Origin of the sequence: Arthrobacter crystallopoietes BAB-32, assembly GCF_000328305.2 — a bacterium.
GTDB classification, from domain to species: Bacteria; Actinomycetota; Actinomycetes; order Actinomycetales; family Micrococcaceae; genus Crystallibacter; species Crystallibacter crystallopoietes_A.
Window position 1 is genome coordinate 1 of sequence record NZ_ANPE02000216.1, and the last position, 2,610, is coordinate 2,610.

A 2,610-nucleotide genomic window follows, 5' to 3' on the forward strand; every position below is an offset into this window, starting at 1 on the left:
TTCGGGAAGTACCGGCACAGATGGTTCGCCTCGGCCAGCTGCGCGGCCACGGTCTGGCGGGACTGGTGCAGGTGCCAGGCGACCTCGCGCACCGCGTCCCGGGCATACCCGTCCGGGCCCATCTCCGGCGACCCCGGCTCGGTGCGCCGGGCCGCGTACTCGCCCAAACCCTGGATCCGCTGCGCCTGCCAATACGCGGTGACCTTCTCCGACGCGGCAACATAATCGAGCACCGCGGCGGCATCCAGCCGGGCCAGGTCCACCCGGGCCAGGATGACCATCAGGTCCGTCGGCTCAATCTCCCGCCACGCCTCATGCCACTCCACCGGCCCATGCTCCACCAGCACCGGCACCCGCGGCTGCGCCGCGGCCCGCGCCGCCTCCCGGGCCTTCTCCCGCTTCGCCCGCTGCGCCGGCGACAACGCCCAATCCGGCAACTCATCCACCACACGCCGCCGGGACGGACCCTTCCTCCCATCAACCGGCCCGGCGCCCTCCTCAACAGGCTCTACCGGGTCTTCAGGCTCGGCGACGGTGTCAAGCTCGGCCGGCTCGACCGGCTCTGCGGGCCCAGAACGGGTGGCAGGGTCCGTGGCAGCGCCGGGTGCCGGCGCCGCCACCTCGGCGGCATCAGCGACAGGCATGTCAGGATTGGCCGCAGGAACAGGATCCGGCCATCCAGCGGAAACGGGATCACCGGCAGGCTCCTGACCAGGGGCCGGTGCCGGATTAGCGGCGGGGGGTTCAGTCCCGGCGTGCGTGTCGGCGGAACCGGGATCCGGCTCGTCGTCGCCGTCGCCGGGATCCCCGATCGGAACGGTGATCCCGCCGCCAATCGATCCGGCCGCACACGTCCCGCCAAGCCGGACACGCAACGGCTCGTCACACCCTGGGGCCGGTGTGGCGGAGACACCGACGCCTGGTTCCGGAGCGGATAGATGGATGGTGCCGACCCGTGGGTCTTCTATGACTCGAAGGGTCTGGCCGGCGCCTGCGGCCAGGTCCGGGTACGCCCGCCCCAGGAACTGCTCCAGCAAGGCCTTATGCAACTGGTACTCAAGAACAGAGGAAACACCGCTGAAGGCAGCCGAGGACGGGGCACCAAGGTGCCGCTCCTGTCGCCGCTGGTTCCTGAATTCCTCCATACCCACACGCTACAAGCCGGCACCGACACTATTCGAAGAAACATTCGACATGTGGATGAAACTGCCCCACGAAAGCTGGGCGGGAGAACGAGTGGCGGAGGAAGGTGATCCTGGTGGCGCTGTGTAGGAGAACCGTTGCTGGATCGATTAAGATCGATGGTCGGGTCCCACCGCAGCCAGAGTCCCACCGCCGCCAGCTGCTGGCAGAAAGTTCTTGATGCGTTCCACTCAGCAAGCCGTTTCCAACTGGCATGCCCAGAAGGAGTTCAAGCTCGGTCCCGCGTGGAGGCTGCTGTCGGCGGCACCCTGGACGGTCGCCTTCTTCCGGGCGGAGTTCACGGCCAACCGTCCGCGGATCGGGATGGAAGAGTTCCATGCGTCCCTGGCGGCATTCATCGCCGAGCTGCGCGAAGAGCATCTGAGCCTGAACGAGCAGTGGCAGGCCTCGAACTACGCCGATTCCTGGGTCCGCCACCAGTTCCTGGCCCGCCCAATGATCGACGGGCAGTTTGTCTATGAGCCCACCGCGTCCACCCAGCGGGTGCTGAATTTCATCGACAGCCTGACGCAGGAGCGGACTAACCTGAATTCGTCGCGCCTCAACGCCTTGCTGACCAGCATTGAATCGCTGGCCCACGAGACAGATCCGGATGCCACCGCCCGGATCCGCCAGCTGGAGGCGGAGATCGCCGAACGGCAGGCACAGATCCGCGCGCTGGAGTCCGGTGCGGAACCGGCGGTGCTGCCGCGCGATACGGCGGTGGCGGCGGCGCGGAGCATCCTCGATCTCGCCTCCAGCCTGCCCGCGGATTTCAAGCGGATGCGCGATGGCGTGGAGCGGATGCTGCACACCATCCGGCAGGAAATTATGGAATCGAGCGTGACCAAAGGTGTCGCCGTCGGACAGGTCCTGGAAGGCGACAGGCAGCTCCGCAGTACGGCCGAAGGCGGGACATTCCGCGGCTTCACCGAATTCCTCAACGATCCCCAGCAGCAGGCGCGGTTCCGCCAGGCGGTGCGCGAGGTGCTCGAGCGCGATTTCGTCGACGAACTCAGCACTGATGAGCGGCACACCCTGGCCAACCTGGTCCGTGAGCTGCGGCGGCAGGCTTCCGAGGTGCACTCGATCTACGGCCGGTTGTCAGAGAGCCTGCACACCTATGTCCAGAGCGATGAGTTCCGCGAGTCGATGCTGCTGCGGCGGGCGATCCGCACGGCTGAAGTCGCCGTCGCCAATTCCCCGGCGCTGCGGACCCGGACCCCGGTGGCGCAGCTGCAGCTCTTCGCGCCGGAGTTCGAGACGCTGTCCGGGATCGGCCTGTTCAATCCGGACGACCATGTGCCTCCGCCCAGGCTTGAGGAGCCACCGGCACTGAGTGAAGAGGACATCCAGCGCACGCCGTCGACGCCGAAGGCGGATTCCGCCGCCATTGCGGCGGCGGTGGCGGCAGCGACGGCGGCGGCG

At 67.7% G+C, this 2,610-nt stretch carries 1 protein-coding gene and 1 pseudogene; one reads left to right on the top strand and one right to left on the bottom strand.

Annotated features, from left to right (window positions below; genetic code table 11):
* A pseudogene (locus tag D477_RS22370) lies at positions 1-1,145 on the bottom strand (hypothetical protein); the annotation flags it as partial.
* Between the two features lie 217 nt (positions 1,146-1,362).
* Between D477_RS22370 and D477_RS16905 the strand changes: the two are divergent.
* Positions 1,363-2,610: DUF3375 domain-containing protein (locus D477_RS16905; protein WP_005272447.1), on the top strand; the 1,248-nt coding region annotated here is incomplete at its 3' end.